Origin of the sequence: uncultured Desulfovibrio sp., assembly GCF_944324505.1 — a bacterium.
Lineage (GTDB): Bacteria > Desulfobacterota > Desulfovibrionia > Desulfovibrionales > Desulfovibrionaceae > Desulfovibrio.
Genome location: NZ_CALUWO010000007.1, coordinates 123,166 through 130,385, shown reverse-complemented (window position 1 = coordinate 130,385; position 7,220 = coordinate 123,166). Strand labels below are relative to the sequence as shown.

Below are 7,220 nucleotides of genomic sequence, written 5' to 3'. Positions count from 1 at the left end.
TAAATTCGCCACGCGTATCCCAGTGTTCATGTATCTTACTGATTACCGTGAGCAGTGCTTGAAGGATGTCATCACCCAGCTGGAACCTGAATTATTCCAGCGTGTGACGGGGCTGGCGGTAAAAGATTTTGATCTGCTCGTTTCCCTTGGTGTTTTCAACGATGCCCTTATGAACGATGCCGTTTACAAGTTCAAGCGGTATGAAGACGCCAGTCTCTGCTATACCGGCATAGACCTGCACGAAGGTGAGAAGCGTGGGGGTTGGGACACGGTCATCACGAGGGAGGAGTTCAAGAACGTGTTTGGGTAACACAGGTACTTCTCTCCTTAACAACTTGTAGCCTTCTCGCATAAAAGAGTGGGCTGTCCTAGCTCTTTTTTTCTAGCTAGGACAACCCACTTCTACTCTTGTTGAACTCAGATAATTGTTAGGAAATGGTTAGGAATGGGGTAAGACGCGCCCTCAAGTGAGTTACTGTCTCAGCGAGAAGAGCACAGCCCGGAATACCCCTCCGGTATGTTTCCATTGGACGCACCGCAAGCGTCAGCACTTATCTTCCCCTTCTGGTTAGAAATAGGTTAGAAAAATGAAAAGGCACTTACGGTTAGAAAACTGTAAGTGCCTGATTTTCTTGGTTGCGGGGGCAGGATTTGAACCTACGACCTTCGGGTTATGAGCCCGACGAGCTACCGAGCTGCTCCACCCCGCGACACGAAAGAGCGCCAATGGCGCGTTGTGAAAAGGTATATAAAGCCGGCAGGAATGACTGTCAAGCCTTTTTTCGCAGGGCGACAATTTTTTTGCGTTCCGGCCTTATGGCTGGTCCAGCCGCAGGCGCCAGCTCAGGGTCGTCAGCGCCAGCAGGACGGCCACCAGAACATAGGTGACATCCAGTCCCCAGAAGCTGCCCAGGCCATAGGCCAGCAGCGGACCAGTGGCAGCTCCCAGATCCATAACAAAGGCAAAGGAGGAAAGCACCACAGCGCCATGGCCATACTGTTCCGCCGCATCCGAGGCTACGGCATCCACCAGGGTTGTCAATCCGGTAGCTGCCACTTGCAGGCCCAGCAGCAGCGAAAACCAGAGCCAGAGGGGCAGGCTCTGGCCCAGCAGGATCAGCTGCACCACAGCCGCCCACAGACAGGCAGAAAAAACCGGTATGCGGCCGCGCGGCCCGTCGGAAAGGCGCCCGAAGCGGGGGGCCAGCCAGGGCTCCCAGGCCCAGCGCAGGGCCTGAAGGCTGCCGGCCACCGTGGCACAGCCAAGCACCAGTCCGCCAAGGGACATGCTTGCTCCGGCATGATTGCCCACCATGCGGCTCAGCGTGGCGGCGTAGAGGCCCTGAAAGGTCAGTGCCACCATGAAACCTGTAACCATGACGCGCAAGAGTCCCGGCTGATGGAAAAGATGTGCGGGAAGCAGGCGGGTACTGCTCTTGTCGCGGGCCGAATCACTCATATGGCGGGACGGCAGCTTGAGAAATGCCAGCAGCAGAGCAGCCATGGTGAACAGACCGAAAAAAGCCGCCACTATTTTCAGACCCAGCAGGTCGGCCAAAATGCCACCGCCCAGCATACCCCCCAGGCTGCCAAGTCGGAAAATACCCTGATAGGTGCCCATGAGGTAGCCGCGATTATTGCGACTGGACAGCTCAAGAATGGTAAAGAGCGCCCCCAGCTTGAGCAGCGTCCAGGCCAGTCCCCAGAGGCAGCGCAGCAGCAGCCATGCGGCAAAGGACTGCACCAGCGCATAGCCCAGGGTGGAAATAACAGCCAGACCGGCGGCCAGAATAAGCCCCGTGCGCAGATCGATACGGCTGTATAACCAGCCCACCAGGGGATTGAGGGGCAGGCGCACCAGCCGGTTGACGGATAAAAGGACACCGACTTCCCAGAGGGAGGTCAGCCCGCAGTGCTCCCATTGCACGGGCAGCGCAATGTAGAGCATGCTGTCGCCCAGCAGACAGAAGGCCGTAATGACGGCCATGAGGCGTACTTGATGAAGAACGTCTGGTGAAACATTCTTTTTTGTATCGTCCTGCATCCCTGTATCCTTCCGTTCAGGAGCGGTGTGGGTCAAGAGAGGCCAGGGCCAGCCTGGTCAGCAGTTCCAGTCCGTGCGGCAGGACGTTTTCATCAAAGGTAAAGCGGCCGGTATGGTGACCGGATGTGCGGTCCGCCCCCAGCTGGAGATAGACGGCCTCGCCGCCGTTTTCCTGCACCGTGTTCATGAACCAGCAGAAATCTTCGGATGCCCAGAATTCCGCGCGGGGCAGAATGCGCGTAAAGCCGCCCATGCGTTGCGCCTCTTCCCCCACCAGGCGGGACAGCCCGGGGCTGGATGACGCGCCGGGGCAGTGGCTCTGACAGAGCAGGCGGGAGGTGCAGCCGTACATGCGGGCAGCCCCCCTGACCATGCGCCGAACCTCGGCCAGCATGTAGCCGTTGATATCGCCGGTTTCGCCGCGGGTTTCGCCGCGCAGCCAGGCCGAAGCCGGGATGACGTTGGGGGCTTCGCCCCCGCGCAGCTCGCCCACATTGATGCGTGAGGCGCCCCCGCCATGCCGGGCAATGCCCTGCATGTGCACTGTAGCCGCACAGGCGGCCAGCAGGGCATTGCGGCCTTCCTGCGGGGCAAGGCCCGCATGGGCGCCGCGCCCCTCAAAAAAGACCTCGAAATTGGTGGTGGCCAGAAAATGGCTGGTGCCGCAGATGAGGGTGCCGCTTTTTTCTGCCTGCATGCTCAGATGCAGACCGAAAAGGCGGGACACGCCGTCCACCGCGCCGGCGGCCACCATGCCGGGGGCGCCTTCGCCCTCCTCTTCTGCCGGCTGGAAGATAAGGCGTATCCGCCCCCTGCGGCAGCGGCCGGCCTCGTCCCGCAGACCGGCCAGCATGCGGGCCAGTCCCAGCCCCAGGGCCACGTGCCCGTCATGGCCGCAGGCATGCATCACATCCGGCCGGCAGGAGGCAAAGCCCTGTGCCGCCGGCGCATGATCGGCCGCGTCGCATTCCCGCACGCCGGCATTGGCATCCATGTCAAAGCGAAAGGCCACCAGCGGGCCGTCTTCTGGGTGCGGCCCTATGCTCAGATCGCCCCAGACCCCTGTGAGGCCGTCGGGCATGGCATCCAGCCAGCGGGCAGGCACGCCGTCAGCTGCGGCGCGCTCCCGCTCATGGCGCACAAAGGCCGCCTCCGGCTGGCGCGGACGCGCCGCGGGGCGCAGGGCATCCTTTCCCAGGTGCAGGCAGAAGCCGCTGGCTTCCAGCGTCTCGGCCACCAGTGCCGCCGTGCGGTATTCGCCCCATGCGGGTTCGGGGTGGCGGTGCAGGTCGCGCCGTATGGCAACAAGCCTGTCCCGCTCCTGCTCCGCCGCGGCGTGCAGGCGTGCCTGTATGTCCTTCATACTGCCCCCTCATGGGTATTTGCCAAGTCAACACAGGAACGGTACTATCAATGCGCCATTTCGTGCAAGTCATGTCCGCAGGGGCTGCCGGCGGACGGCGGGCGCACGCAACCCCCCAAGGATGAACCATGCTGACCTTTATTCTGGCCGTTACCTTTGCCGTCCTGGTTTCCTTCACCTGTTCGCTGACCGAAGCCGCCCTCTATGCCGTGCCCTGGTCGTCCATCGAGCGTTCCCGCCGTTCCGGCTCTCCCACGGGGGAGCTGCTGTTCAGGATGCGCAGCGAGGTGGACAAGCCCATTGCCGTCATTCTCACGTGCAATACCGTGGCCAATACGGCCGGTTCGGCCATTGCCGGTTCCACCTTCACGGCGGTATTCGGGGATACGTGGCTGGCTCTGTTCGCGGCCTGCTTTACGGTGATCATTCTGGCCTTTGGCGAGATCGTGCCCAAGACCCTGGGCGTGGCCTATGCCACGCCGCTCATGCAGGTGCTTGCCCGTCCGCTGTCCATTGCCATCAGGGTGCTGACCCCGCTTATCTGGCTCACCGGCCTGCTGACCCGTCTGTTCACTCCCCGGACCAAGGGCGGGCCGGATATTTCCGAGGACGACATCCGCGCCGTGACCAGCCTGTCCCGCGAAGCCGGCAAGATTCAGCCCTACGAGGAAACCTTCATCCGCAATGTGCTGGCCCTGGATCAGAAGCGCGTGTATGAAATCATGACGCCGCGCACGGTGGTCTTTTCCCTGCCTGAGGACTGCACCGTGGAGGAGGCCTACAACAATCCCCGGACCTGGCACATCAGCCGCATTCCCGTGTGGGGAGAGGATAACGAAGACCTGGTGGGCCTGGTGGAACGCCGCGTGCTGGGCCTGGCCATGCGCGAGGGCAAGGGCAGTCAGCCGTTGTCGTCGGTCATGCAGCCTTTGCACTTCATTCTTGAAAATCAGACCATCGACGTGCTGCTGCGCGAGCTGCTGGCATCCCGCGTGCATCTTTTTGCCGTGCTGGACGAATACGGCGGTCTGGCCGGCGTGGTGACCCTGGAAGATGTCATGGAAGAAATTCTGGGCAGCGAAATCGTGGATGAAAGCGATAACGTGGCCGACCTGCGGGAAATGGCCCGCCGCCGCCGGGCATCGCTGCGGGCCAGCGCCGGCGGAACGGCACAGGCCGCTGCGGCCCCCCGTGACGGGGCACAGCGTCAGTGATGTCTATCACAAGCAATCCCGCTATGTTGTAATCCTGATAAAAATTATTCCTGCTTGCCATATGCCCACTTGCCTGCTAGGTTGGACCTCGTATCTTTTTTGACGCCTCGTTTCAGGAGACAGCAATGCCCCGCAAGAGCAATACTCTCGTCTATATTGTGGCTGCCGTGCTTTTTCTCGGAGGGGTGGGCTGGCTTGCCTATGCCGGCTTTTCCGAAAACAGCATCTACTTTCTCAATGTGTCCGAGGCCAGGGCCGCCACGCCGGAAAGCATGCGCGCCGCGCGCCTGTTCGGCACGGTGGCGGCCGACGGCATCACCCCTGCCCAGGACGGGCCGGGGGTTTCCTTTGCCCTTCAGGACAAGGACGACCCCAGCCAGACGCTGCTGGTGCGCTATCGGGGAACTGTGCCGGATAATTTCAAGGCCGGTGCGGAAGTGATTGTGGAAGGACGCATGAATGCGGACAGGAGCTTTGCCGCCAGGATTCTCATGACGCAGTGTCCCTCCAAGTACCAGAAGGAAAACCGCAAGAGCTGACGGGCCGGCCTGCGCCGCATTCCCGCTTCCTGCCCGTATGACAGGCCGGTCCGTGACTGGTCTGTCCGTGCTTTTGCCGTCATTGCCCGTCTGCCGTCATGGCGCGGCGGGGTCATCAAAGGAGTCTCATGTACGTTGTCGCCTATGCCCTGCAACTGCTGGCCCTGATCTTTGCCGTGGGGGGCAGTGCCCTGGCCCTGCTGCAACTCTGGCAGCAGCGCGAGGATGCCCTGCGCCTGGTGGAGAAAGCCCACTGGGCCGTGACCGGTGCCCTGCTGCTGGCCTCGGCCCTGCTGTTGCATGCCCTGTTCTGGAACGATTTTTCCGTCAAATATGTGGCCGATTATACGGACCGCATTCTTCCTGTTTTCTATCGTCTCACGGCCTTCTGGGCCGGGCAGGCGGGGTCCATGCTCTTCTGGGCGCTGTCCGTGGCCATCATGGGAACGCTCTTTGCCTGTACGCGGGCCTACAAAAATCTGCATGGCACCACGCGCCTGTGGTACTGGGGCTTCTTTTACGCGCTCATGGGCTTTTTTGCCCTGGTGCTCACCACCTGGAGCAATCCCTTTGTCATGCTGGACCCGGTTCCCGCCGACGGCAACGGCCTCAACCCCCTGTTGCAGAATCCCGGCATGATTTTCCATCCGCCGCTGCTCTTCCTCGGCTACGGCGGCTTTGCCGTGCCTACCTGTCTGGCGCTGGCGCAGGCCCTGTCGGGACGTCCCGGCGGCGAAGGCGCCTGGGCCGTGGTGACGCGCCCCTTTACCATGCTGGCCTGGGCCTTCCTTACGGCGGGCATCATTCTGGGCATGTGGTGGGCCTATATGGAACTGGGCTGGGGCGGCTACTGGGGCTGGGACCCGGTGGAAAATGCCTCGCTTATTCCCTGGCTGGTGGGCACGGCGGCCCTGCATACCATGATTGTGGAGGAACGCCGGCATAAGCTGGGGCGGGTCAATATCTTCCTTATGGGCCTGACCACGGTTTCCACCTTCTTTGCCACCTTCCTGGTGCGCAGCGGCGTCATCCAGTCCGTCCATGCCTTTGGTTCGGGCAGTGTGGGGCTGCCCCTCACGGTCTTTGTGCTGGTGGGTCTGGTGGTGGTGACCTGGGTAGCCTTCATGGCGCCGCGCCGGGGCGAGGCCCTGTCCTCCCTGGCCAGCCGGGAAGGCGCTCTGGTGCTGGTGGCCTGGCTGCTGCTGGCCGTTTCCGTCATCATCCTTGTGGCCACCATGTGGCCGGTGATCAGCTCCCTGTGGAGCCAGCAGAATGTGGGCCTGGAAGCCTCCTTCTACAACCGGGTGGTGCTGCCGCTGGCGGCGGTGCTGGTGCTCTTGCTGGTGGTCTGTCCCTGGCTGGGCTGGACGGGCGGCCTGCGCCACGGGGCGCGCCTTCTGGTGGTGCTCATGGCCCTGCTGGGCGCCGGGGCGGGCTTTTACGCCATGGGCTTTACCCTGCCCCTGCCCCTGCTGACCTCGGCGGCGGCGGTGGCCTGCATCGTGGGCGCCGTTCTGCTGGGGGCGGGCCTGTTCCGTCCGGGCGGCATGGGGTCCCTGGGGGCCGTGGGGGTACATCTGGGGCTGGCGCTCATGGCGCTGGGCATTGCCTTTTCCGGCCCCTACAAGATGGAGCATGACCACTACTTTACCGCCGGCGACAGCATTGTCATTGACGGGCATACGGTGACCCTTACGGCGCTGGTGGAAGGCAACGGACCGGGCTTTCACTATCTGGAGGGCCGTCTGGAGGTTTCCCGGGACGGCCGGCCGCTGGGCGAGCTGAAACCGCAGCGCCGCATCTATGACAAGTTCGGCAGCATGCAGTTCACGGAAGTGGATGTCATCCCCGGTCTTGGCAAGGAAATCTATGCCTCGCTGCTGGGGCTGGATCAGCAGGGGCGCGCGCTGGTCAAGGTCAGCGTGGAACCGCTGGTCAACTGGCTGTGGATAGGCGGCACGCTCATGTCGCTTTTCCCCTTGTGCATGCTCTGGAGGCGGCGTTCGTCCGGTCGCAGCGAAGCCGGGAAAAAGCCGGAAACGGCAGGAGAAGCCTAAGTA

The 7,220-nt window shown here is 62.3% G+C and carries 6 protein-coding genes and 1 tRNA gene; 4 read left to right on the top strand and 3 right to left on the bottom strand.

The annotated features are described in order from the left end of the window. A partial coding sequence (locus Q0J57_RS08615; protein WP_297219277.1) for a hypothetical protein occupies positions 1-310 on the top strand: 310 nt, incomplete at its 5' end. A gap of 323 nt (positions 311-633) precedes the next feature. Here the strand turns inward: Q0J57_RS08615 and Q0J57_RS08610 are convergent. The 3 genes from Q0J57_RS08610 to Q0J57_RS08600 all read right to left on the bottom strand — a co-directional run bounded on the left by Q0J57_RS08610 (position 634) and on the right by Q0J57_RS08600 (position 3,407). Continuing rightward, positions 634-710, bottom strand: a tRNA-Met gene (locus Q0J57_RS08610). Positions 711-814: 104 nt separating this feature from the next. Next, positions 815-2,044 (bottom strand): MFS transporter, encoded by a 1,230-nt coding sequence (locus Q0J57_RS08605; RefSeq protein ID WP_297219275.1) that lies wholly within the window; start codon positions 2,042-2,044, stop codon positions 815-817. Between the two features lie 16 nt (positions 2,045-2,060). Next, positions 2,061-3,407, bottom strand: coding sequence for an amidohydrolase (locus tag Q0J57_RS08600; protein WP_297219273.1), 1,347 nt, complete (start codon positions 3,405-3,407; stop codon positions 2,061-2,063). A 128-nt stretch (positions 3,408-3,535) separates the two neighbouring features. On the opposite strand from Q0J57_RS08600, the gene Q0J57_RS08595 reads away from it, so the two are divergent. The 3 genes from Q0J57_RS08595 (at position 3,536) to Q0J57_RS08585 (ending at position 7,217) form a co-directional block, all read left to right on the top strand. Next, on the top strand, positions 3,536-4,621 hold the full coding sequence (locus Q0J57_RS08595) for a hemolysin family protein (protein WP_297219271.1): 1,086 nt from the start codon (positions 3,536-3,538) through the stop codon (positions 4,619-4,621). 125 nt (positions 4,622-4,746) lie between these two features. Continuing rightward, complete coding sequence (locus tag Q0J57_RS08590) at positions 4,747-5,160, top strand: cytochrome c maturation protein CcmE (protein WP_297219269.1); 414 nt, start codon at positions 4,747-4,749, stop codon at positions 5,158-5,160. A 128-nt stretch (positions 5,161-5,288) separates the two neighbouring features. Continuing rightward, positions 5,289-7,217, top strand: a complete 1,929-nt coding sequence (locus tag Q0J57_RS08585; RefSeq protein ID WP_297219267.1) for a cytochrome c-type biogenesis CcmF C-terminal domain-containing protein — start codon at positions 5,289-5,291, stop codon at positions 7,215-7,217. Positions 7,218-7,220 lie beyond the last annotated feature (3 nt).

Coding starts and splice junctions, on each gene's coding strand:
- Q0J57_RS08595 (WP_297219271.1), top strand. CDS start 3,536: ATGCTGACCTTTATTCTGGCCGTTACCTTTGCCGTCCTGGTTTCCTTC.
- Q0J57_RS08600 (WP_297219273.1), bottom strand. CDS start 3,407: ATGAAGGACATACAGGCACGCCTGCACGCCGCGGCGGAGCAGGAGCGG.
- Q0J57_RS08590 (WP_297219269.1), top strand. CDS start 4,747: ATGCCCCGCAAGAGCAATACTCTCGTCTATATTGTGGCTGCCGTGCTT.
- Q0J57_RS08585 (WP_297219267.1), top strand. CDS start 5,289: ATGTACGTTGTCGCCTATGCCCTGCAACTGCTGGCCCTGATCTTTGCC.
- Q0J57_RS08605 (WP_297219275.1), bottom strand. CDS start 2,044: ATGCAGGACGATACAAAAAAGAATGTTTCACCAGACGTTCTTCATCAA.